Origin of the sequence: Fictibacillus gelatini DSM 15865 (assembly GCF_000430745.1) — a bacterium.
GTDB classification, from domain to species: domain Bacteria; phylum Bacillota; class Bacilli; order Bacillales; family Fictibacillaceae; genus Fictibacillus_A; species Fictibacillus_A gelatini.
The window spans coordinates 64085-87816 of sequence record NZ_AUMP01000021.1; the positions used below are offsets into that span (position 1 = coordinate 64085).

23 protein-coding genes, 2 pseudogenes and 1 riboswitch are annotated in these 23732 nt (G+C 39.7%); of the genes and pseudogenes, 22 read left to right on the forward strand and 3 right to left on the reverse strand.

Annotated elements, in window-relative coordinates; all coding sequences use genetic code 11:
- Positions 1-98 precede the first annotated feature (98 nt).
- The 6 genes and pseudogenes from H538_RS0112120 to H538_RS23770 all read left to right on the forward strand — a co-directional run bounded on the left by H538_RS0112120 (position 99) and on the right by H538_RS23770 (position 4882).
- Positions 99-674 (forward strand): recombinase family protein, encoded by a 576-nt coding sequence (locus H538_RS0112120; RefSeq protein WP_026677826.1) that lies wholly within the window; start codon positions 99-101, stop codon positions 672-674.
- 354 nt (positions 675-1028) lie between these two features.
- Positions 1029-1493 carry a hypothetical protein gene (locus H538_RS0112125; protein WP_026677827.1) on the forward strand — a complete coding sequence of 155 codons (465 nt, stop codon included), beginning with the start codon at positions 1029-1031 and terminating at the stop codon, positions 1491-1493.
- A gap of 39 nt (positions 1494-1532) precedes the next feature.
- Positions 1533-1700 (forward strand): annotated as a pseudogene (locus H538_RS27130) (hypothetical protein); the annotation flags it as partial.
- A gap of 145 nt (positions 1701-1845) precedes the next feature.
- Positions 1846-3363, forward strand: coding sequence for a phospholipase D-like domain-containing protein (locus H538_RS0112130; protein WP_026677828.1), 1518 nt, complete (start codon positions 1846-1848; stop codon positions 3361-3363).
- Between the two features lie 233 nt (positions 3364-3596).
- Complete coding sequence (locus H538_RS0112135) at positions 3597-4175, forward strand: CBO0543 family protein (RefSeq protein ID WP_026677829.1); 579 nt, start codon at positions 3597-3599, stop codon at positions 4173-4175.
- Between the two features lie 23 nt (positions 4176-4198).
- Positions 4199-4882 (forward strand): annotated as a pseudogene (locus H538_RS23770) (DUF421 domain-containing protein).
- A gap of 172 nt (positions 4883-5054) precedes the next feature.
- Here H538_RS23770 and sugE read toward each other — a convergent pair.
- The 3 genes from sugE to H538_RS0112155 form a co-directional block, all read right to left on the reverse strand.
- On the reverse strand, positions 5055-5342 hold the full coding sequence (gene sugE / locus H538_RS0112145; protein ID WP_026677830.1) for a quaternary ammonium compound efflux SMR transporter SugE: 288 nt from the start codon (positions 5340-5342) through the stop codon (positions 5055-5057).
- A 95-nt stretch (positions 5343-5437) separates the two neighbouring features.
- Entirely contained in the window at positions 5438-6283 is an 846-nt protein-coding gene (locus H538_RS0112150) for a hypothetical protein (protein ID WP_026677831.1), read from the reverse strand.
- A gap of 37 nt (positions 6284-6320) precedes the next feature.
- On the reverse strand, positions 6321-7046 hold the full coding sequence (locus H538_RS0112155) for a GntR family transcriptional regulator (RefSeq protein ID WP_026677832.1): 726 nt from the start codon (positions 7044-7046) through the stop codon (positions 6321-6323).
- Between the two features lie 289 nt (positions 7047-7335).
- On the opposite strand from H538_RS0112155, the gene H538_RS0112160 reads away from it, so the two are divergent.
- The 16 genes from H538_RS0112160 (at position 7336) to H538_RS0112240 (ending at position 23712) form a co-directional block, all read left to right on the forward strand.
- Entirely contained in the window at positions 7336-7641 is a 306-nt protein-coding gene (locus tag H538_RS0112160) for a PTS sugar transporter subunit IIB (RefSeq protein WP_026677833.1), read from the forward strand.
- Between the two features lie 8 nt (positions 7642-7649).
- Positions 7650-8987: a PTS sugar transporter subunit IIC gene (locus tag H538_RS0112165; protein WP_026677834.1), complete on the forward strand. Its 1338-nt coding sequence runs from the start codon at positions 7650-7652 to the stop codon at positions 8985-8987.
- A gap of 13 nt (positions 8988-9000) precedes the next feature.
- Positions 9001-9348 (forward strand): PTS sugar transporter subunit IIA, encoded by a 348-nt coding sequence (locus tag H538_RS0112170; RefSeq protein WP_026677835.1) that lies wholly within the window; start codon positions 9001-9003, stop codon positions 9346-9348.
- A complete protein-coding gene (locus tag H538_RS0112175; RefSeq protein WP_026677836.1) occupies positions 9345-10697 on the forward strand; it encodes a 6-phospho-beta-glucosidase in 1353 nt (450 codons plus the stop codon). The genes H538_RS0112170 and H538_RS0112175 overlap by 4 nt, the downstream gene beginning before the upstream one ends.
- 92 nt (positions 10698-10789) lie before the next feature.
- The gene (gene chbG, locus H538_RS0112180) at positions 10790-11518 is read left to right on the forward strand and encodes a chitin disaccharide deacetylase (protein WP_026677837.1); all 729 of its coding nucleotides are present in this window, start codon (positions 10790-10792) and stop codon (positions 11516-11518) included.
- Between the two features lie 201 nt (positions 11519-11719).
- Positions 11720-14116: a 3-hydroxyacyl-CoA dehydrogenase/enoyl-CoA hydratase family protein gene (locus H538_RS0112185; protein WP_026677838.1), complete on the forward strand. Its 2397-nt coding sequence runs from the start codon at positions 11720-11722 to the stop codon at positions 14114-14116.
- 25 nt (positions 14117-14141) lie between these two features.
- Positions 14142-15320: an acetyl-CoA C-acetyltransferase gene (locus tag H538_RS0112190; protein WP_026677839.1), complete on the forward strand. Its 1179-nt coding sequence runs from the start codon at positions 14142-14144 to the stop codon at positions 15318-15320.
- A gap of 23 nt (positions 15321-15343) precedes the next feature.
- The gene (locus H538_RS0112195; protein ID WP_035350702.1) at positions 15344-17128 is read left to right on the forward strand and encodes an acyl-CoA dehydrogenase family protein; all 1785 of its coding nucleotides are present in this window, start codon (positions 15344-15346) and stop codon (positions 17126-17128) included.
- 162 nt (positions 17129-17290) lie between these two features.
- On the forward strand, positions 17291-17650 hold the full coding sequence (locus H538_RS0112200; RefSeq protein ID WP_026677841.1) for an arsenate reductase family protein: 360 nt from the start codon (positions 17291-17293) through the stop codon (positions 17648-17650).
- Positions 17651-17723: 73 nt separating this feature from the next.
- Positions 17724-18110 (forward strand): glycine cleavage system protein GcvH, encoded by a 387-nt coding sequence (gene gcvH, locus H538_RS0112205; protein ID WP_026677842.1) that lies wholly within the window; start codon positions 17724-17726, stop codon positions 18108-18110.
- 410 nt (positions 18111-18520) lie between these two features.
- On the forward strand, positions 18521-18856 hold the full coding sequence (locus H538_RS0112215) for a toprim domain-containing protein (protein WP_026677844.1): 336 nt from the start codon (positions 18521-18523) through the stop codon (positions 18854-18856).
- Positions 18857-18898: 42 nt separating this feature from the next.
- The gene (locus tag H538_RS0112220; protein ID WP_051291460.1) at positions 18899-19228 is read left to right on the forward strand and encodes a thioredoxin family protein; all 330 of its coding nucleotides are present in this window, start codon (positions 18899-18901) and stop codon (positions 19226-19228) included.
- A gap of 481 nt (positions 19229-19709) precedes the next feature.
- Positions 19710-20462, forward strand: coding sequence for an RNA polymerase sigma-I factor (gene sigI / locus H538_RS0112225; RefSeq protein ID WP_026677846.1), 753 nt, complete (start codon positions 19710-19712; stop codon positions 20460-20462).
- A gap of 75 nt (positions 20463-20537) precedes the next feature.
- A complete protein-coding gene (locus tag H538_RS0112230; protein ID WP_026677847.1) occupies positions 20538-21752 on the forward strand; it encodes an anti-sigma-I factor RsgI family protein in 1215 nt (404 codons plus the stop codon).
- Positions 21753-21813: 61 nt separating this feature from the next.
- Positions 21814-21930: riboswitch (SAM riboswitch) on the forward strand.
- Between the two features lie 95 nt (positions 21931-22025).
- A complete protein-coding gene (locus H538_RS0112235) occupies positions 22026-23051 on the forward strand; it encodes a methionine ABC transporter ATP-binding protein (protein WP_026677848.1) in 1026 nt (341 codons plus the stop codon).
- Positions 23044-23712: a methionine ABC transporter permease gene (locus tag H538_RS0112240; RefSeq protein WP_026677849.1), complete on the forward strand. Its 669-nt coding sequence runs from the start codon at positions 23044-23046 to the stop codon at positions 23710-23712. Before H538_RS0112235 ends, H538_RS0112240 begins: the two co-directional genes overlap by 8 nt.
- The last annotated feature ends 20 nt before the right edge of the window (positions 23713-23732 follow it).

Here is a 23732-nt window from a genome sequence, read left to right on the forward strand (position 1 = left end):
ATTCAGTTAATTAGTTCAATTATATACAAGTGTGGTAGACTGATAAAATCATAGTTAAGAGCGTCTCATAAGACTTGTCTCAAAAACGAGGTGATATTTTGCGGAAAATCGGTTATATACGTGTTAGTTCGACCAGCCAAAATCCTTCAAGGCAATTTGAGCAGCTAAATGAAATTGGAATGGATATTATATACGAAGAAAAAGTTTCTGGAGCAACAAAGGATCGCGAGCAACTTCAAAAAATGTTAGAGGATCTACAGGAAGATGACATCATTTATGTTACAGACTTAACTCGAATTACTCGTAGCACACAAGACCTATTTGAATTAATCGATAACATACGGAAAAAAAAAGCAAGCTTAAAATCACTAAAAGATACATGGCTAGATTTATCAGATGATAATCCATACAGCCAATTCTTAATTACAGTAATGGCTGGTGTTAACCAATTAGAGCGAGATCTTATTCGTATGCGACAACGTGAAGGGATTGAGTTGGCTAAGAAAGAAGGAAAGTTTAAAGGTCGGTTAAAGAAATATCATAAAAATCACGCAGGAATGAATTATGCAGTTAAGCTATATAAAGAAGGAAATATGACTGTAAATCAAATTTGCGAAATTACAAATGTGTCTAGAGCTTCATTATATAGAAAGCTATCAGAAGAGAACAAATAGTCCTTCCTTACCCCATATTCCAGAAAAGGCCATATAGTTGAATAAACAACTTTTTGTCACGTGATTTTTGATTCCATCACGAGTGATTTCTTAAAAGTTAACAACTATTTTTTGAATGAGCTGCATTTTTCAACGGAAGGATGAGGCTTCTAACCGTTAAAAGTAAACATCTTTATTTGTACTGAATATTAGAAATGAAAATATAGAAGGAACTAGGTTATTTTTTCTATTGTCTAAAGGATTATTCAGCTTGTGGTGCATATACTGAATTGGTCCTTTATATAGGGTAGTAAATAAGATATCTAATCCTTTATTCCTCAAAACATAAACTTTAAATTTAGGGGGAGATTAGTATTGCAAACTGCACAGCAAACAATGGTTAGTATTCCATTCCCATCAGTATGGGGTATCCATGCTGCTATAGCTGGTAGACCAATCGTTTGGGGCGTACTCACCATTAACTCTATTACAGATAACAGGGTAATTGGTACGGTTAATTTTCGTGGTACACCTATTCCAATTAATGGATCTTGGGATGAAAACACCAAACAAATAAGATTTGATTCATCTTATGCCACATTTTATGGCAACTTAGCCATATTTGATGATCCACAGATTAGAATTCGACATTTTATTTTAAATGGGAGGCTTATTATGAAACCTCCTTCTTTACAAGCAGGCGAATACGGAACATGGGTTGCTACAACCGATAGAACTCTTACCGGATATCCCGTTAGTAGTAGTACCTTGCCCCCTGTTGGAGTCTTTTTAACATCGAATATACTTAGTCAGCTGCAGCAGAATTACGGAAGATATTAGGATTAAATAGAAGAAATGTAAAACGAACCTCCTTACAGTCCGGAACTTAATCTGATGGAGGGTTTTTGGAAATGGATGAAGGAAACCATCATTAATAATGTCTTCTATTCGAGAGTCCAGGACATCCGGATCAATGTCCGTAAGTTCGTAGTGGACATTGGTTCTAAAGCCGATGTAGTCATAAACAGGCTTTGTGTAAGAATGTAAGTCTTTAATTCAACCTATATAATTACAAAAAAATATTTGAGGTGTCTCATGAGAAAAGGTCAATCTAAACAATTCCTCGTATTCCAAACGTATACTTGCTACATAGTTTGTACATGATAATGGAAAAACTAAGGAGGAATTTTAGTTGGAGTGGATTTTTTTTCTATACCTGTTAAATACGTTCTTTATCTTATTCATAGCAATTTGGGAAGTTCGTCGGCCAGCCAAAGCTTTGAATTGGATAGTAATCGTCCTTGTTTTGCCTGTCATTGGTTTCTTACTATATCTTAGCATATCAAATCCCAAGCTTATTCATCGTAAAAGATTGACCTCTTCTCATAATGAGTCTGATAAGTTACCTGATACATATAGTGATTCAGCATCGATAATCGCCGATGCTTTAAGGTATTTTACTGTAGGCGGGCTTCGAGTCGGCAAAGTCCAAGTACTAAACAATGGAATAGCAAAATATGAACAACTTATCGAATCCCTACAAAAAGCCCAAAAAACCATTGATCTGGAATATTTCATCTATCGGAACGACCAAATTGGTAATCGCATCACAGAACTGCTGATCGAAAAAGCAGTAAATGGAGTGCGGGTTCGTTTTATTAGAGATGGTTGGGGGAGTAAAAAATTTCCGCGTCAAAAAATTCTTCAGATGGTGGAAGCAGGGATAGAATGTCGGACAATATTTCCTTTAAGTTTTCCCTGGATTTTGTCCAATTGGAATTATCGGGATCATTGTAAGATTGTGACGATTGACAGAAAGGAATCCTTTACTGGCGGTATGAACGTTGGGTATGAATATACAGGATTAAAGCCAGACGTAGGATTTTGGAGGGACACTCATTTGCAAATTATAGGGGAAGCAACAGGCGACTTGCAGACTATCTTCGACGTTCATTGGAATATCGCTGTACCAGAACGGATAAAGTCAAAAACAAAATCTGAGGCAACGAAAAAGGCCACTAAAATCCCAAAATATAAATCAAAGGAAATCAATCCAACCGGCAGCATAGATCTTTCAAGATGGTCTGCCGAATTAGGATCTGAGTTATGGCCTATAGAAGGTAAAACAGACAATACCCAAACAAAGACAGGAGAATTGCAAAAAGCGTACATCCATACGTTGGAAGGAAACCCTGGAATTCCTACCCCAGTTATTCGTCAAGCTTACTTTATATGTATAACACAGGCGACCAAAACTATTGATATAACAACACCCTACTTTGTACCAGAAACAGATATTATCATGGCATTAAAGACAGCTGTGGCTCGTGGTGTGCACGTAAGATTGCTGGTTCCTCGCCACATTGATCAAAAAAGCGTGGGCTATGCAAGTCGTACCTATTACGGGGAACTTATAGAAGCTGGGGTCCAAATCTACCAGTACAATAAAGGAATGTTACATGCGAAACTGATGATCATTGATGAGGAAATTGCAGAAGTAGGCGCAGCAAACTATGATATGAGAAGTTTTCGCCTGAATTATGAGGTGTGTCAAGTCGTGTACAGTGCTGATGTGGCAAGGGAACTCACAGAGCAGTTCGAGAGGGATCTTACTGATTCTGTACCATTAAGAATTGAAGACTTGTTGCAACGATCCCTGACCGAGCGCATTGTTGAACAAGGTGCTCGTCTGCTTTCTCCATTATTATAAGTTGATGTATCCTGTTTTTATTGTTCTATCTTAAATCTAGATTTAACTTTGTTTTTAATATATTTCTGACTTATTTGAAAAAAAGTCGAAAACCCGTGTATTATAAGAACTTCCAACATGGGTTTTTTCTTATTTACGATGGAAATTCATTACTAAAAAACGGTAATACTAAAAAGGCAGCTCAAAGAGTTTGAATTCAAAAATATCTGTTACCTTTTCATTTAAATATAGAGGTGATATCAATAGATAATATATTTGAAAATCTTAAGGAAATACGTTTATTAGAAGATAAGCTCTATCATTTAGAATTAAATGGTTGGCTAAAAAATGAGTTTTTAACTTGGGAATGGTGGATACTAGTCGTTTTTTTAGTTGTGCCTTGGGTTATATGGGCTAAACTTGTTAAACGAGACATTATTTTAGAAATTTTGTTATTTGGTACCATAATTATCTTGACAACAGCCTTATTAGATGTAGTTGGTGCACAATACAGTTTTTGGGATTACCCCATTGCATTCCTACCTTTTATTCCTAGGGCCTTTCCTTTTGATTTTTCAATGGTACCTGTAGCTTACATGTTGTTATATCAATATTTTAGAACATGGAAATCTTTTATTTTAGCCCAGATCATTATGGCACTAACATATGCCTATATAGGTGAACCCTTTTGCGAGTGGGTCAAACTTGTTAATTATTTAGAGTGGAGATACAGATATTCATTCATATATTACATCATTGTTGGAATTGTAACTCGAGCTTTAATACTAAAACTAGCCTCTTTATCTAAACCTCAAGATCTTACAACTAAGTAAAATTTAAATTGGAGGAAAAAACTTTGGAAGAAGTTAATATTGGTTTACTGACGATCAAAGTCATCGTTGGTTTTGCAACTTTATTTTTTATCATTATCATAACAGGCAGAACATCCATCTATCAGTTAACCCCGTTTCACTTAGTTTTTGTGTTAGTACTTGGAGATTTTTTAGGAAATACCATTTATGAAGATAAGGTAGGGATTTTTCATTTTTTATATGCCATCGGATTGTGGACGTTTCTTATGTTGGGAATAGAGTTTATGACTCTAAAAAATAAATCGACACGTTCTCTCTTATTAGGCAATCCTAACATCATCATTCGAGATGGTGTTATGGACAGAAAGTTACTTACAAAGAACAAATTGGATGTAAATCAAGTATTGAGTATACTCCGTCAAAATAATGTCTTTTCAGTTCGCGAAGTCAAATACGGTATATTGGAAGCTAATGGGCAAATAAGTTTATTATTAAAATCCAAGTATCAAAAACCAGACAAGCAAGATCTCAATCTTCCAGAAAGTCCAGTAGACCTCCCAACATCGTTAATTATAGATGGGTAAATTTTATGGGATAATTTACATGAACTCGGATTTGATCAACAGTGGTTAGATAACCAATTAACTACCAATGGATATGATAATGTAAAGCGTATACTTTACGCAGATTGGCGAGAGAGTGAAGGCATACATGTAAGTCCTAAATAAAATTTGTTAGGATAAGAGCACATCAATTTTCTTGGTGAATATAAACTTTAGTCTTCAACAATCAGGCGCTTTAATGAAGTAACTAAAGCCTAATTTTTCACTTATAACACCGAGAAATTAGACTTTTTATATTTTGATTTCCTTAACGTTGTAAATCCGCATTTTCCTGACGCTACCCCATAATTAACAAAAGGAAGAGAATCCGCAATAAATTGTGCGGCTCACCTAAAGCGACCATGCCTACAATGACCGTTCCGATTGCGCCAATTCCAGTCCAAATGGCATACGCCGTTCCGATTGGCAATGATTTTAACGATTGAGATAAAAAATAAAAGCTGATGATCATACCGACAATCGTAATGAGGCTCGGCATAAGACGTGTAAAACCGTGCGTATATTTCAAACTTACTGCCCAGACACATTCAAAAATTCCGGCAATAATTAAGAATACCCAGGCCATTATAAACCTCCTTCTAGCTTTCTCATCCTTTAGTATTCTTCTTTCCCGATATTTAAATGCCTTCATTTAGAAGCAAAAAACAAGTGACTCCATTGTCACCTGTTAACCGTTTTCCAAATCGATGCGAGTTTTTCTGCAATCATATGGGTTAATGATTTATTTTTTAAATAATAAAGATGGCTCATCGGGCTCCAGCTGGCAAGAAAACTGCCGCTATTTATTTCAATATCCTCCGAAACGGCCTGTTCATACGCTATATTTAATGTTTTTAAAGGGAAGGCGACAACATCGTCTTTGTCATAACAGTTGATCCATTCTCCTTTTAAGTCCGAAAAATGGCCAGAAAGCCTCGGATCGGGAACAGCGATCGGACGGTCAAAACTGGCGTAGCGAAGACTCCAAAGTGCAAGAGGGCAGCCTAATGAAAAAAATGAAGTTAATGTTTCTCCCTTTTCTAAAGGAGTATCCTTTATAGTTTTGAGGACGGAAGATGAGATACGATCAGGAATAAATTGCAAATCATAAAAGTAATTGCTGGAAATAACCGCCCCTAAGCTATGAGCGATAACAATTAATGGAGCTTTCCCGCCCGCCCGCTCTGATAGCGAACGAAGGGTACGGGCGTATACTTCATGGACTTTATCGTAATTCGGATTTTGCGAAAAAGCTGGCTGATAAGCAATCGCATCTCCGAAAAAGTCAATCACAAATCTTCTTAGTAAAGTAAAGTCTAATTTTCCGCCTTTTTGAACATGTTGCCAGAGCTCGATCTCCTTCTTTTGAAAAACACTTCCCCAAAACATCGGCTCGATCACTAATTGAGATGGTGTATTGACTTTATTCTCAAATGATTGAGTTAAGGCTGCAATGAAATCATCGGCAAATGATTCATCCTGGTTCCCGATTCCATGGACAATGACAATAGCAAGCTTTTGCGTCAACTTCTTCACTCCCTAAGAAGATTTGTCTTACTATCATTCAATAATTCCGTTCAATTACGAAGTTTACTAAGTCACCGCGATATATCGTTTTTGAGTATTCAATTGCCGTCCCATCTTCAAGATAAGCGTGTGTTTCAAGAGAAAAGCATGGTGAGCCGACGTCGATATTTAATTGATTTGAAATCGTCTGATCAGCAAGAATGAGGTCAAGATGTTCCACCGTTTTTTTTACTTTTAAATGAAAATGGCTTTCTAAAAATTTATATAATGATGTTTCACAAGCCTCTTTATTTAATCCCGGTGTTTTATTCCATGGCAGGAAGGCGATTTCATATTGAAGAGGTTCTTCATTAACATAACGAATTCGCACAAGTTTATTAACGGGATCGTTTTCATTTATGTCAAAGGCTTCTGCGAGGAAAGGATCGGCCTGGATGACTTCAAGGCTTAACACTTTAATCGCAGGTTTTTTCCCTTGCATCGCCACTTGTTCAGAGAACTGTTCCACGGTTGTTGTTAAGATTTGTTTTACTTTATTGTTCGAGACAAATGTTCCTTTTCCTTGTTTCCGATATACGTATCCTTCGACCGCCAATTGCTGAAGGGCTGTTCTCACCGTCGTACGGCTAACATTGTATTTCTTGCAAAACTCAGCTTCAGTAGGGAGCTGCGTATTTGGTTTATATTCACCTGATTTTATTAGCTGGATGATGGACTCTTTTACTTTTAGATGAAGAGCATTTCCTTCCCTGGATATCTCCATTACAAAAGCCTCCCATAATCTATCTGTATATAAGTGTTATAGCATAAAGTGATAAATTGAACCATCTTTTGGGTGAGAAAATTCATCATAACAAATAAAAATTTGTATTGCATTTATTGTGATTTGTAATTACAATATGTATTAAGAAAGGAAATCGCTTTCATTTCATGAGGAGGTGTATTTCTGACAGGTAGGAAATACTAAAAAGACGACACTACAACTCCGGCTTTTAAATTCTGAAAATTCTCAATTTAAACAAACATCACTAAAATTATGGAGGGCTTTTAACATGAATATTTTATTGTGTTGTTCAGCAGGAATGTCAACAAGCTTATTGGTAACAAAAATGGAGAAAGCAGCAAAAGAAAAGGGTGTAGATGCCACGATCTGGGCGGTTTCTTCTACGGAAGTTCATGAGGAATTGAAAAAAGCGGATGTTTTGCTTCTTGGACCACAAGTCCGTTACATGTTAAGTGACATGGAAAAAGCGACGAAAGAGGTCGGAATTCCTGTTGCAGTCATTGATTCGATGGCATATGGCTTGTGCAAAGGGGAAGATGTTCTGGGGCAAGCACTGAACCTGATGAAGAGGTGATTTAGAAAATGATGAATTTTATTGAACGGAAAATCATGCCGGCTGCTGCGAAAATTGGAAATCAACGTCATTTACTGGCCATTCGTGATGCGCTAATCGGTATGCTCGCCATTACAATGATCGGTTCGTTTGCCGTCCTTATTAATAACCTGGGCGGCGCTATTCCCGGGTATGACAAACTGATGATTAGCCTTTTCGGCAAAACGTATAAAACACTTGGCGGAGACATCTGGTGGGGAACATTTGCCTTTATGACCGTATTTCTTGTTGTCGGGATTGCTTATAAATTAGCAAAATCTTACGGGGATGATGGATTTGAGGCAATGCTTGTCGCTCTTGCTTCGTATTTTGTTTTAGTGCCTCAAACGGCGAAAATTGAAGGGGTAAAAGACGGGGTATGGGGATTGCTCGGTGTTTCGTATACGAATTCAACCGCTTTATTTACCGGAATCGTTGTTTCAATTATTGCAACAGAAATATTTGTCCGTCTGGCAAAAGTAAAGTATTTAGTCATTCGCTTGCCAGAAGGCGTACCTCCGGCAGTTTCGCGTTCATTTGCCCGCTTGTTTCCGGGGATGATTACCATTTTTCTTATCGGGCTTATTGGATTGCTTTTCCGTCATGCAACAGGCGGTGAATATTTTAACGACTGGCTCAATAAAGTATTGGTTACTCCGTTGACAGGCGCAGCCGATTCATTAGGATTTGCCGTATTAATTACAACAATCATCCAATTTTTCTGGGCATTAGGATTACATGGAAGCAATATCGTTGCCGGTATAACCGGACCGCTCTTAACGAATTTAGGAAATGCCAACATCGACCTTTTTGCAAAAGGGGTTACTGACTTAGATCAATATCATATTTTAGCAGGCCCGTTTTTGGATGTTTATGTCAACCTTGGAGGGTCTGGAGCAACCATCGGCCTTTTAATTGGCTTATTAATTGCCTCGAAAAAGCGAAAGCAAATGGTAGCGCTCGGCATGCCGCCGGCTCTATTCCAAATCAATGAACCAGTCATATTCGGGATGCCGATCGTATTAAATCCGATTTGGATCATTCCTTTCGTTATTACTCCTGCCATTATGACAGTAACGGCCTATTTAGCTACAGCCTGGGGATGGGTCTACCCGGTTGTCGCCAATGTTCCATGGGTAACACCTCCGATTATCGGCGGTTATCTGGCTACAGGAGGACACATTTCCGGTGCCATTATGGCAGCAGTGAACTTTGCGATTTGTATTGTAGCATATTTCCCATTTGTCATGATTCAGGAGCGTATGGACCAAAAGAAATTAAATGAAGTGTTAAAAGAGCAACAGGAGAATACAGTAAATATTTCATAAAGGTGTGACAGCAATGACGAAAGAAGAATTATATGAAATCTCTTTTCAACTCGTGCTCCATAGCGGGAATGCAAGAAGCTATGCAATGGAAGCGATGCGAAAAGCAAGGAATAAAGAATTTGAACTAGCCAAAAGCAAAATTAAAGAATCAGAAGAAGCACTTTTACAGGCGCATAAAATGCAAACAAAGTTGATTCAAAGTGAAGCAGCAGGAGACAAATATGACATCCCGATTATACTGGTTCACGCCCAGGATCATTTAATGACTGCAATAACGTTAAAAGACATGGCTGTTGAAATCATTGAATTGCGTCAGGAAATAGCTGTTCTACCTGGTGTCAAAGAGGAGACATTGAAATGAAAAAAGGGTTGAAAATTGCTACAATTGGCGGAGGATCAAGTTATACACCAGAGCTTATTGAAGGGTTTATTAACTATCATAAAGAGCTGCCTGTCAGTGAAATTTGGTTAGTAGATATTGAGGAAGGGAAAGAAAAATTAGAAATTGTCGGCAATCTTGCGAAACGGATGGTCGAAAAGGCAGGAGTTCCTATCGATATTCATTTAACGCTCGATCGGAAAGCGGCGTTAAAAGATGCCGATTATGTAACAACCCAGCTAAGGGTAGGGCTCTTAGAAGCGAGAGCAAAAGACGAGAGAATCCCATTAAAGTATGGTGTTCTAGGCCAGGAAACGAATGGCCCGGGCGGGTTATTTAAAGCCTTACGAACGATTCCGGTCATCCTTGACATTTGCCGCGAAATGGAAGAGTTGTGCCCGGATGCATGGCTCATCAATTTTACGAATCCGGCAGGAATGATTACAGAAGCAGTTCTTCGTTATAGCAACATTAAGAGAGTCGTAGGGTTATGCAATGTGCCAATCGGCATGGAAATGGGTGTGGCTCATCTTTTAAATGTTGATCATGAGAGAGTCCGAATTGATTTTGCCGGACTGAATCATATGGTTTACGGATTAGATGTATTTGTTGACGGAGTAAGTGTGAAAGACAAAGTGATTCAATTGATTACGGATCCCGACAACTCTATCACGATGAACAATATTCACGCGATGGGATGGGAACCTGAATTTTTAAAAGCTTTGAATTTGTTTCCATGTCCATATCATAACTATTATTACAAAACAGGGGATATGCTTGAAGAAGAGTTAAAAACCTTTAAAGAAGGCGGCACCCGTGCGGAAGTAGTGAAGCAGTTGGAGCATGATTTATTCGAATTATATAAAGATCCGAAATTAGCCATTAAACCTCCACAGCTTGAAAAACGCGGTGGCGCCTACTATAGCGACGCGGCTGTTCGGTTAATTCATTCAATGTATACTGATAAACGGGACATTCAGGCGGTCAATACGATGAATAACGGAGCAATTGCCAGCATTCCGAATGATTCCGCCGTTGAAATTAGCTGTGTCATTACGAAAGATGGTCCAAAACCGCTGGCATTCGGAGATTTACCGGTAGCCGTCCGCGGTCTCGTTCAGCAAATTAAATCATTTGAGCGCGTCACCATCGAAGCGGCCGTAACCGGCGATTATGACACAGCACTTCTGGCTATGACGATCAATCCGCTCGTTCCAAGTGACCGGGTCGGTAAAATGATTTTGGATGAAATGCTGGAAGCCCATAAAGAGTATTTGCCGCAGTTTTTTAAAAGCTATGAAGTGAAAAAGGAGACTTCGGCTTTGAACTGAATCTAGTTACAACGTTTTCGGACCCAATCGAAACATATGATTTTCCGGCTGGGTTCGTTTTGTTTTTAACCTGCTTGAAGAGGAGGAATTTGATGATTCATCTCATTGTCAATGCAGATGATTTTGGATTTTCAAGAGGAGTGAATTACGGGATACTTGATTGTCATCAAAATGGCATTGTTAATTCGGCAACAATGATGATGAACGCAGCCGGAACCGAACACGCCATCGAATTAGCGAAAGAAAACCCTTCTTTACAGATTGGCATCCATCTAGTCTTAACGGCGGGAAAGCCGTTGTCAACCAATGTTCCGAGTTTAGTAGACGAGGAAGGGAATTTTAAAAAGCAGGCCCATATTTTACAACATAAAGATGTGGATCTTGATGAGCTTGAACGGGAATGGTCGGCGCAAATTGAAGTGTTTTTATCCTCAGGATTAAAACCAACTCATTTTGATAGTCACCATCATATGCATGGGATCAGAGAATTTTATCCCGTCGTCCAAAAGCTTTCCGAGAAATATCAGTTGCCGGTAAGGAAATGTAATGAAGAATTAGAAGGGATTCCGTCGTTTACTGATGTGTTTTTTCATGATTTTTACGGCGAAACAATTGCCGGGGATTATTTTGAACATTTGTCAGAAAGGGTAGAGGATGGAAAAACGGTTGAAGTGATGTGCCATCCTGCCTATATAGACGTGGAACTAATGAGCAGTTCTTCCTATAATATTGCCCGCTTAAACGAAACTGAAATATTAATGAATACAAAACTTCCGGAAACGATTAACCTGGTACAATCATTAAATAAACGCCTCGTCTAGGCGTTTATTTAATTTCTGAAAAAATAATAATTTAATCAGTTGCCAAAATTCAGAATAAGGATTATAGTAAGAGTAGAACCGAATTTGAAATTTGGTCAGTATGAATTGTAAACGCTTTTAATCGTATAAATTTCAAATTTATACGATTAACCCATTGTCAGGAAATGAATGAGTATTCATTCAAGTAAAGGAGGATGAAGGATGGCGAACTCCATTGAAAAAGTGGCGGTTCTTGGCTCAGGTGTGATGGGCTCCGGAATTGCAGCCCATCTGGCAAATAGCGGGATTCCAACACTGCTCTTGGACATGGTACCTGCTGAATTGACGGAAGCAGAAAAAGCAAAGGGATTAACGAAGGACGATCCGCGTTTTCGGAACAAATTAACACTGGAAGCAAAACAGCGTTTATTGAAGCAAAAGCCGGCACCGCTTGCAGTGAAGGAAAATTTGGATTTAATTTCGGTTGGGAATTTTACCGATGATATGAAAAAACTTGCGGATGTTGACTGGATTATTGAAGTTGTCGTAGAACGATTGGATATTAAGAAGAAAATATTTGAACAAGTCGATCAGCATCGTAGAAAAGGCTCCATTGTTAGCTCCAACACCTCTGGAATTTCGATTGAAGCAATGGCTGAGGGGCGTTCGGACGACTTTCGTGCACATTTTTTAGGCACACATTTTTTTAACCCACCACGATATTTAAAATTACTCGAAATTATACCAACAAAAGCGACAAAACCGGAAATTGTACAGTTTATGAAAACGTTTGGCGAAGACGTGCTTGGTAAAGGTGTTGTACTGGCAAAAGATACACCGAACTTCATTGCCAATCGAATCGGGACATACGGACTCATGGTCACCGTCCAGGAAATGATGAAACAAGGCTATAGTGTCGGTGAAGTGGATTCCGTTACAGGGCCGTTAATCGGACGTCCCAAAAGCGCAACATTTAGAACGCTTGATGTTGTCGGGCTTGATACATTCCTGCACGTTGCTCGAAACGTCTATGACCAGGTGGAAGGAAAGGAAAAAGAAGTATTCGATGTACCGCCATTTTTGAACAAAATGGTGGAAAAAGGATGGATCGGCAGCAAATCAGGCCAGGGCTTTTATTTAAAACGAAAAACAAAAGATGGAAGCACGATTTTAGAGCTTGATCCAACAACGCTTGAATATAAGGAAAGGCAAAAATTAAAAACGGCGACGGTTGAGGCGGCTAAACAATTGAAGTCGACCGATCAAAAAGTGAAAACGCTTTTATTTGGCAAAGACCGCGCCGGCGAGTTGCTCTGGGGAATCATTAAGCCGGTGCTTATCTATTCGGCGGAAAAATGTTATGAAATCGCGGATTCTATTGTCGCGATTGACCAGGCAATGAAATGGGGATTCGGCTGGGAGCATGGACCATTCGAAATTTGGGATGCGATCGGCGTTCAAGAATCCATAACCCGGATGAAAGAGGAAGGCGAGTCTGTACCGGGCTGGATTGAGGAGATGCTTGCAAGCGGCCACACTACGTTTTATAAGACGGATAATGCCGAAGTTTCCTATTACCACCATGGAAGCTATCAGCCATTAACTGAAAATCCGAAAGTTATTCATATTAAACGATTAAAAGAAAAAGGAAATGTGATCAAAAAGAATAATGGGGCTAGCCTGATCGACATGGGGGATGGGGTGGCGCTTCTTGAATTTACGTCACCGAACAACGCACTTGGGCCTGATGTCATTATGATGCTTCAGCAAGCGCTCGAAGAAGTGGAAAAAAATTATGAAGGGCTTGTCATTGGAAACCAGGGAAAAAACTTCTGTGTCGGGGCAAACCTCATGCTCATTTTAATGGAAGCACAGGATGAAAACTTCTTTGAATTAGATATGATGGTTCGCCAATTCCAACAGGCGATGGGAAGTATTCGCTATTGCAAAAAACCTGTCGTCGCAGCTAATTTCGGAATGACGCTCGGCGGCGGTGTTGAAATTTCGCTTCCGGCCGACAGCTTGCAAATGAGCGCGGAGACATATATGGGTCTGGTTGAATGCGGTGTCGGTTTAATTCCCGGCGGGGGAGGCAACAAGGAGTTGTACTTGAGGCAAATTGAAAGAGTGCCTGAAGGGGCGAAAATCGATTTGCAGGCGATTGCCAATCAAGTGTTTGAAACGATTGCGATGGTAAAAGTATCGACATCGGCTCAGGAAGCACGAAAACTTGGTTTCTTGCGGCCTCAAGATGGCATTTCAGTGAACGGTGACCATCTCCTTTATGATGCGAAAAACCGGGTTCTTGCTTTAAGCAAACTGGGATATACTCCACCGAAAAAGAAAAAGATTCCGGTTGTCGGAGAAGCTGGATACGCGACGATGGTGCTTGGCGCTCAAACGATGAGATGGGGCGGCTTTATTTCCGACCATGATTTGAAAATCGCGAAAAAACTCGCATATGTCATAAGCGGCGGCAATGTTCCTGAAGGCACGCTCGTCGATGAACAATACTTGCTGGATCTTGAGCGGGAGGCGTTTTTAAGCCTTGCGGGCGAACCGAAGAGCCAGGCGAGAATGCAGCATATGCTTTTAAAAGGAAAACCGTTGCGCAATTAAAAGTTTCAAGGGAGGGAAGAAAATGATGCAAGAAGCAGTCATTGTGGCAGGGGCCCGGACGCCTGTTGGAAAAGCAAAGAAAGGTTCATTCGCCAATATGCGTTCGGATGAACTTGCGGCAATTACAGTAAAAGAAACGTTAAAACGAGCAGGAGGATATGACGGGCCGATTGATGATTTAATTGTCGGGTGCGCCATCCCGGAAGCGGAACAAGGAATGAATATGGCTCGTTTAATCGGAGCAAGAGCAGGACTGCCAAATACGATTCCGGCAATTACGATTAACCGATTTTGTTCCTCAGGGCTTCAATCGATCGCCTATGGAGCGGAAAAAATAATGCTCGGACACGCTGAAGCCGTTTTAGCCGGAGGGGCAGAGTCGATGAGTTTACTGCCTATGGAAGGGCATGTCGTAAAACCGAATCCAACGCTTGTTGAAACCGTTCCCGAATATTATATGGGAATGGGCTATACAGCAGAGGAAGTCGCAAGGCGCTTTGGCGTCTCCCGCGAAGACCAGGATGCGTTTGCGGTAAGAAGCCATCAAAATGCCGCTAAAGCGATCAAAGAAGGGAAGTTCAACGAGGAAATCGTCCCTGTAACCGTTACGAAACGATGGCTTGATGAAAACAATAAAATTCAAGAAAGAGCAGTTACTGTTTCTCAAGATGAAGGGGTCCGTCCGGATACGTCAATGGAAGTGCTGGCAAAGCTCCGCCCTGTTTTCTCACCGAAGGGAACAGTGACGGCAGGGAACGCTTCGCAAACGAGTGATGGTGCAGCAACCGTCCTTTTAATGAATCGTGAAAAAGCGGAAGCGGAAGGCCTGACTCCGATTTTGAAATTCCATAGTTTTGCCGTAGCGGGAGTAGCGCCGGAAATTATGGGAGTTGGCCCAGTCGCAGCGATTCCAAAAGCGTTGAAGCTCGCCGGACTAGAATTATCCGACATCGGTTTATTCGAGCTAAATGAAGCCTTCGCTTCGCAAGCCGTTCAAGTTATTCGTGAGCTCGGGATTCCGGAAGAGAAAGTGAATGTCAATGGAGGAGCGATAGCCCTTGGCCATCCGCTCGGTTGTTCAGGAGCTAAACTTACGCTTACGTTGATGCATGAAATGAAACGGAGAAATGAGCAGTTTGGCGTTGTTACGATGTGTATTGGCGGCGGCATGGGTGCAGCCGGTGTGTTTGAACTCATTCATTAATGGTATACATGGAGGGATTTATTATGTCTGATACGATGGAAAGAGTATTAAAAGGCGGAGGGTTTTTAGTAGAAGATATTTTACCTGAAGATGTTTTTACTCCTGAAGAGTTTTCTGATGAACATCTGATGTTTGCCAAAACGACCGAAGAATTTATTACAAAAGATGTCATGCCGAATATTGAGAAGATGGAAAATCATGAATTCGATGTTTCCCGCAAGCTTTTAAGCAAGGCGGGAGAACTTGGCCTTTTAAGCATTGATGTTCCGGAAGAATATGGCGGTCTTGGGCTTGACAAAGTGTCATCTTCCATTGTGACTGAGAAATTTGCGCCAGGCCGCGGCTTTTCTATCAGCTACGGAGCACATGTCGGGATCGGTTCCCTTCCAATTGTCTTATTCGGAAACGAGGAGCAAAAGAAAAAATATTTACCCGCACTTGCGACAGGCGAGAAAATCGCGGCATATGCATTAACTGAGCCGGGGTCAGGATCAGATGCTTTAGGGGCTAAAACAACAGCTAAATTGAATGCTGAAGGCACTCACTACATTTTAAATGGTGAAAAGCAATGGATCACTAACTCCGCTTTTGCCGATGTTTTCATCGTTTACGCTAAAATTGACGGTGAAAAGTTTTCAGCGTTTATCGTTGAACGGGATTTCCCGGGTGTATCAACCGGTCCGGAAGAGAAAAAAATGGGAATTAAAAGTTCTTCTACGCGCACGTTAATTTTAGAGGACGTTCCTGTTCCAAAAGAAAACCTCCTTGGCGAAGAAGGAAGGGGCCATGTCATAGCCTTTAACATTTTGAATATTGGCCGCTATAAGCTGGCGATCGGAGCTGTCGGTGCGGCAAAATCCGCAATGGAAGTGTCGATTAAATATGCGAATGAACGGAAACAATTTAAACGCCCGATCAGTTCGTTCAGCTTAATTCAGGAAAAGATCGCGAACATGGGTGTGCAAACTTATGCCGCTGAAAGCTCTGTTTACCGGACGGTCGGCTTGTTTGACAGACGTCTTGGCAGCTTAAGTGAAGAGGCGCAAAAAGACGGAAAAGAAATTGCTAAAGCGATAGCTGAATATGCCATTGAATGTTCATTAAATAAATTTTTTGCATCCGAAGTTCTTGATTATGTGGTGGATGAAGGAGTGCAAATTCACGGCGGATATGGCTTTATGACTGAATACGCAATTGAAGGGATGTACCGTGATTCGCGGATTAACCGAATTTTCGAAGGGACGAATGAAATCAATCGGTTGCTCGTTCCGGGTACGCTTGTAAAAAAAGCGATGAAAAATGAGCTTCCACTAATGGAAAAAGCGATGTCACTGCAAAATGAGCTGATGATGCTTATGCCACAAGAAGTTGGCACAGAGCCGCTTGAACAAGAAAAATATCTTGTCAGCATGGCGAAAAAGATCTTTTTAATGGTTTCAGGTCTTGCCGTCCAGAAATACGGACCACAATTAGAACAAGAACAAGAAGTTCTCGCCAATATCGCTGATATCGTGAGCGAAATTTATGCGATGGAATCTACTGTATTACGTACACAAAAGGCTGTACAAAAAAGTGGACTTGAAAAAAATCGGCAAAAGCAGCTTTATACAGAAGTGTTCTGTCAAGAAGCATTTAACCGTATTGAAGCCCATGCCCGTGAATCTATCATTGCAGTGGAAGAAGGGGATACACTTCGCATGATGTTATCCGCGTTGAAAAAATTAACGCGTCATACTCCAATTAATGTCATTAAGAAGAAACGTGAAATTGCGGCAAAGCTTCTTGAAGAAGAACGTTATATCGTGTGATTGAAATTTAATAATGCCTTACCTTCAAATTTATTCTCTCTCTATTTCGCCCCATACATAGATGGGGTCTTTTTTTTTTTGAAAAAGGCTGAATAGACTTAATTTCGTTATACTTGGTTAGACTATTTTGTGGTACTATTGGAGTAAGGGAGGAGTGAACAAATGAGCCTTACGTTATATGAGTATCCGAAATGCGGGACATGCCAAAAAGCGAAGAAATGGTTAAAAGACCACAACATCCCTTTTAATGCAATACATATTGTTGACGAACCGCCTTCCAAGGAAGAGCTAAGGCGGCTGATCGAATTAAGCGGTCTTGAAATGAAAAAGTTTTTCAATACGAGCGGGAAAAAATATCGGGAGTTAGGGTTGAAAGATAAAATTAAAACCGCTTCCAACGACGAATTGCTTGAAATTCTGGCATCTGACGGCATGTTGATCAAACGTCCGATTGCAACAGACGGAAAGAAAGTGACAGTCGGTTTCAATGAAGAATTATATTCTAAATCATGGTCCAATTGACAGTTGATTAACTATAATAAATCTTATATTATAGTAATTATAATTTACATATTTAATGCTGGAGGGATACGAAATGAATTTTCCAAAAGAACTACGTTATTCTGATGAACATGAATGGGTACAAGTAATCGAAGGCAACAAAGTGAAGATTGGAATTACAGACTTCGCTCAAGACGAACTTGGTGATATTGTCTTTGTAGAATTGCCTGAAGTTGGAGATGAAATCCAGGCAGATGAGCCATTCGGAAGCGTAGAATCGGTTAAAACCGTCTCAGAACTTTATGCTCCGATTTCCGGAAAAGTCGTTGCGATTAATGAAGATCTTGACGATAGCCCTGAGTTAGTTAACGAATCTCCATATGAAAAAGCATGGATGATCGAAGTTGAAGCATCAGACCTTGCTCAAATCGAAAAATTAATGACTGCTGAACAATATGAAGAAATGACGAAAGAAGACTAATCATTGAAAAAAGGGACAAGTTTTTTTGCTTGTCCCTTTTTTTGGAAGAGAAGAGAGCGAGTGATGGAGAGCGTGCGCCCAGTCCCTCGAGTCGCGGTCTGCTCCCCTGCGGCGGCAACAGCCACGAGCATCTACTTCACGAATAAACTTCGAGTTGTCTCGACGCAGCAGGCTTTGGAGCTTCTCGTGTAGAGGAAGAGACATTAAGGGTGAGGCGCAAGCAGCTGTCGGGGCTAATCGAGGCCCTTATGCTTTTCTTCCAAAACGGGTCCAATTCCTCATTTAAAAGGTTGCTATTGCCCTATGCTTTTACGAGAGATCGCATAGATGAACAATTAAAGGAGAAATTTAATAAAATAAAGTATAAAATGATTTCGTTCATTAGACTTTCTTAATAGGAGAGATTAGTGATGGATAAAGTGATTATCGTTGAAGGGAAATCCGATAAAGATAAGCTTATCTCCATTTTAAGTGAGCCTGTTGAAATTATATGTACAAATGGAACAATGGGAATCACAAAGCTTGAGGAATTGGCAAACACTGTCGAGGACAAAGATGTTTACATTTTAGTGGATGCGGATGAAGCGGGAACTAAACTCCGGAGGCAACTCGGGCGGGAACTCCCAAACGCCGAACATCTCTATATTCATAAAATGTACAGGGAAGTTGCTAAAACACCGCTTATGTATTTAGCAAAAGTTCTCCTTGGAGCTCATTTTACAATTAATAAAAATTGCCTTGGCTAATGTAATGCTGGCAATAAAAGCGTGTTATATGGGGTATTATAAATGATACAAGATTTAACAAGAGACGATTTCCAATCGTTTATTGAACAATCTATCAATCAACCGGTCGTTCTTTACTTTCAAACTCCTCTTTGCGGAACATGTAAAATGGGGAGAAAAATGCTTGAAATCTGTCTTGAAACGTTCAAGCAAACCGGAAAACCAATCGTTATAGGCGCGTGCAATTTGAACCTTATGCCTGAATTATCGCAAACCTATAGCATAACGACGGTTCCTTCTCTTGTTATTTTAAATAGAGGGATCATTGTTCAAAAGATCGATGCGCTAAAATCTGTTGATTATTTGTATGAAACGTTAAAAAAATATGTTTGATCATTTTTTCGATTGTTTCACGAAAGTTACTAAAATCAGCCTGCACTCGAGTTGCAGGCTGATTTTTAATTTTTATTCAACTTTTGCGGGGGTAGAAACGCAAAAACGGCTTAAATATACACGGTAAATAATGGAAGTGTTATCGCGGCGTGTAACAAACGTCATAATTCAACTGTGCAACAACAATACGAAAAAAAGAGTGAAAACCCTTTAATTCAAGGGGATAACCTGGAATATGAAATCATTCCCATTGCAATTAGATAATTTTTTATTTTCAGTAATTTGACGAATATATTACAATTGTTATGATCATTGTCACATTGTTATACAACTGTAGCCTACAAATTCAAAAATCAATGGTATAAATGTAAGAGGGAGCTTGATTCAGGTTTGCTCCAATTCATTCAGTGGTAATTTGAAATAAGACGAATACACGATTTTGTTTTTTAATAAACAGGTGTAGAGTAGAGGTGAATGAGCAATGTCAACAATGGAACTTAGAGCATTTGTACCATCGATTAATAAAACAATTATGACGATTGAAGATAAAGTATTGAAAATTCAGCGTGGTAATGATATTCTGCGTAATGAACTGATCGAAGCATATCAACCATTTATTAAAAAAGTAACATCAAAAGTATGCAGTCAATATATAGATCGTACGATGGATGAATTTAGTGTAGGTCTCTTTGCATTTAATGAAGCAATTGATCAATATCAGGAAGGCCAGGGCAGCCGGTTTTTATCGTTTGCGGATATGGTAATAAGACGCCGGGTGATTGATTATATTCGAAAAGAAGTGCGTCAAAACCGTTTAATTTACCTTCAGCCTGAAGAGGAAGATGAGGAAGGCCGTCTTGAAGAGAGCTATGCAGAACAAAAAGCGGCATTAGATTACTATGAAGAACAAGTTCAATCAGAAAACCGTGTGTATGAAATTGAGGAATACCAAAAACTTTTAAAAGAATTCGGGTTGAATTTTAAAGTTCTTTCCAAACATTGTCCAAAACATGTAGATGCCCGTGAAAACGCGAAAGAAATTTCCCGACTGATTGTTGAAAATAAAGAATTAGCTGATTTTCTTATGGAAAAAAAGCAACTGCCAATAAAAGATTTGTTAAGCATGGTTTCCTGCAGTCGTAAAACAATCGAAAGAAACCGAAAATATATAATAGCTGTATCATTAATTTATTTAGGCGACTTTAAAGCGTTAAAGTCATACATTCAGTCTTAAGGATGTTGTTTAAAAGTAGGACAAGCTGACGTTATACGAAGCAACTCCTTCTACATGCAGGAGGGGACACGTTACATGAAAAGCGGCATTGTAATGGAAGTAAAAAAAGGAAAGGTAATACTTCTTACAAAGGATGGATGTTTTGTTTCTGTTCGCATTCCGCCCGGCAGACAGCCGGCCGTTGGAAGCGAATATCATTCATCCTATTTTGCCGTTTCTAAAAAAAGGCCCTGTTCTTTATTGCCATCTTTTTCGCTTACGCTTATTCTTTTCCTTGTCTTTTTTCTTATTTCAGGGATGATTCCTATCAAAAATGAAAATGAAGCAGCGGCCGCTTATGTAAGTTTTGATGTGAATCCAAGTCTTGAAGTAGGAGTAAATTCAAGGTTAGAGGTCATTGACGTGCAATCATGGAATCATGATGCGGCAGATTTATTAAATAAGATCCGATATAAAGAGAAGATGAGCCTGTCTTCTTTTTCCGGCCAGTTAATAGATGCTTTTAATGCGAGCGGGTACTTAAATGACAGGCAAGATGTAATGATTGTGACTACAGTAGTTGACCCATCAAATAAAAAGTTGTCATCTTCGCTAAAAAAAACAATTGCAACCATCAAACGAAATAAAATAGTCGCCAATCATCAAGTTACAGTAAATATAAAAGAAGCGGATTCTGAAAAACACCAGAAGGCAAGCGACAATAATATATCTACCGGGAAATATTTATTATATTTAGATGCAAAGAATAAAGGACAAAAGATTTCCCTTAAGGATGTTCAGAAGAAGACGTTTTCCGAGCTGAAAAGAAATATAGAGATAAGTAATAAGCCGAACAATAAGCGGAAAAATAAGACTATAAAAAATAAGGTCATTCATAAACATAATAAAGCCAAACGCCCCAAAAAAAGCGTTTTACCAAAAGAAAATAAGGAAAAGAAAAAACGAGAGACCGTTTTTGTGCCGAAACAATCGAAGGATAGGCAATCGCGTCAAATAATGAAACAGAAGCCGTTGGTTAAACATCACGACTATAAACGGTATCGCTTGAAAAATATACGCCATTCGAGCAACCGACATCCATTACATAAATACAAGCACGATTTACCTCAACGTCGAGTAAAAAAATATCGTCCGCCACACAATAAGCGTAAAGCGCCGTATCACTCTGACAGGGGAAATTACATAAAAAAGCGTCACCCTCAACATCTTCAACACCATAAACCAAAACGTGTGAATAGAGGGAATGATTGGCGGAGTCATAATCATAAAAATAGGCGAAAAAGTGTTTGACAGCATTCGACATGGGTGATAGAATTCAACTATAAAAATGAAAAAATAATAGAACGACTTGTTCTTATCACGAGAGGCGGAGGGACTGGCCCGATGAAACCCGGCAACCGTTAGGCGAATAACGCTTAAAATGGTGCCAATTCCTGCAAAGCGAATCAATTGCTTTGGGAGATGAGAAGAAGGCGCATAGATACATTTATGCCTTTCTGCTCATTTACGCAGAAAGGCATTTGTTTTTTCAACAAAGTAACAACAGAAAGTAGGGGAATATAGTTGATTAAGCTCGAATCAGTGAAAAAGCTTTTTCAAACGAAGGACGGACCTGTCCATGCCGTGGATGACGTCAATATCGAAATTGAAAAAGGAGAAATATTTGGAATTATCGGCTATAGCGGGGCCGGCAAAAGTACGTTAATTCGTATGTTAAATATGTTAGAACGCCCAACGAGTGGGACGATTACAGTGGCGGGAAAAAACCTGTCGAATTTGAGTGAAAGAGAATTGCGGAAAGAGCGTCAACGAATCAGCATGATCTTTCAGCACTTTAATCTCCTCTGGTCTCGTACCGTTCGTGAAAATATTTCATTTCCTCTTGAAATTGCAGGAGTGCCGAAAGAAGAGAGGAAGAGGCGGGTTGATGAATTAATCCAGCTTGTAGGTTTAGAAGGACGCGGTGAATCCTATCCTGCTCAGTTGAGCGGCGGACAAAAACAACGTGTCGGAATCGCAAGAGCGCTCGCCAATAATCCGGAAGTATTGTTATGTGATGAAGCGACATCTGCGCTTGATCCGAAAACTACGGATAGCATTTTAAATTTGCTGGTTGAAATTAATAAAAAGTTAGGATTGACTATTGTTTTAATTACTCATGAAATGCACGTGATTCGAAAAATATGCCACCGTGTTGCTGTGATGGAGAGCGGTAAGGTTGCGGAGATCGGTCCTGTGCTTGAAGTATTTAAAACACCGAAAGCAGCAATTACTAAAGAATTTGTGAAGCAAGTGACTGAACCGGAGGAAACGATAGATACTCTTAACCATTTACTGGAACAAAACCCTAGTAGTCATATCGTTCAACTAACTTTTGTCGGAACGAAGGCGGAGCAGCCATTAATTACTGAAGTTATCAAGCAATTTGATGTAAGTGTAAATATTTTGCAAGGAAAAATGTCGCAAACACAAAATGGGCAATATGGAACGTTGTTTATTCAATTAGACGGCAGAGAGCAATCCTTGAAGGAAGCGATTCGTTTCTTAAATGAACAGCAAGTACAGGTGGAGGTGATCTCACATGCTTAATACCGTATTTCCGAATGTTGAGTGGGGCGCCTTTAAAGATGCGACAATTGAAACGCTTTATATGACGGGGGTTAGTGTACTTTTCACCTTTATACTAGGACTAATGTTAGGTCTTGCTTTATTTTTAACGAATAGAGGCAATCAATGGGAAAATAAGTTTTTTAATATGATAATTGCCGCGGTGGTGAACGTCTTTCGTTCTGTGCCGTTTATTATCTTAATTATTTTATTAATTCCATTTACAACATTTTTGTTCAGTTCCATGCTTGGAGCCAATGGAGCTTTACCGGCCTTGATTATTGGCGCAGCGCCATTTTATGCGCGGATGGTTGAAATTGCCTTTCGCGAAGTTGATAAAGGGGTTATTGAAGCAGCTAAATCGATGGGGGCTACTAATTTTCAAATCATCTTTAAAGTGCTAATCCCTGAAAGCTTGCCTGCATTAATTTCGGGTATTACGGTAACGGCGATCGCCCTTGTCGGCTATACGGCTATGGCAGGTGTAGTCGGTGCAGGCGGCCTTGGAAACCTTGCCTACATTTGGGGATATCAACGCGACCAAAATGATGTTACGTTTGTAGCGACGGTTGCGATTTTAATTATTGTGTTTATCATCCAATTTATTGGTGATCTTATAACAAAACGCATTGATAAGCGTTAATTTACAAACAAGGGGGACTA